This window comes from Bacillus sp. HY001 (assembly GCF_007558965.1).
In the GTDB taxonomy this organism is placed as follows: domain Bacteria; phylum Bacillota; class Bacilli; order Bacillales; family Bacillaceae_G; genus Bacillus_A; species Bacillus_A mobilis.
In genome coordinates this window covers 1-383 of sequence record NZ_VLTE01000249.1, presented here as the reverse complement: position 1 = coordinate 383, position 383 = coordinate 1, and the positions used below count along the sequence as shown (strand labels likewise).

The following is a 383-nucleotide window of genomic DNA, read 5'->3' as shown; positions in this document are numbered from 1 at the left end:
TTCGTTTTCCTGAAAAAGTTGTATTTTGGTCATTTTCTCCATACGTTGGAATGAAGTCGTTATCCAGAAAACTTGCTTTCGATGTATATGATTCTTCAGTTACAACAACTTGAATGCCTACAGCATTTGCTTTGTATGTAATCATTTGAATCAGTAAATTATGTGGGATATGACAAAACGATTGGTTATTTCTTTTTCCCATATTCGTTTCTTGTTTCCAACTTTTGTTTTGACCAATAACGATTTTACAAACTTCTTCTTCTTGAGCTAGTTTTACGATGTGGTGACTAACTTTATGGAAGACGTCTTTTATTTTCAAGTAACGTTTTTGATGAAGTTTTTCTATCCTTTTAGAAGTAAAAGGTCCTTCATTAGTTTGTTTT

1 protein-coding gene is annotated in these 383 nt (G+C 31.6%); it reads right to left on the bottom strand.

From position 1 onward, the window contains the following. A partial coding sequence (locus tag FOT98_RS31120; protein ID WP_144291246.1) for an IS200/IS605 family accessory protein TnpB-related protein occupies positions 1-383 on the bottom strand: 383 nt, incomplete at both ends.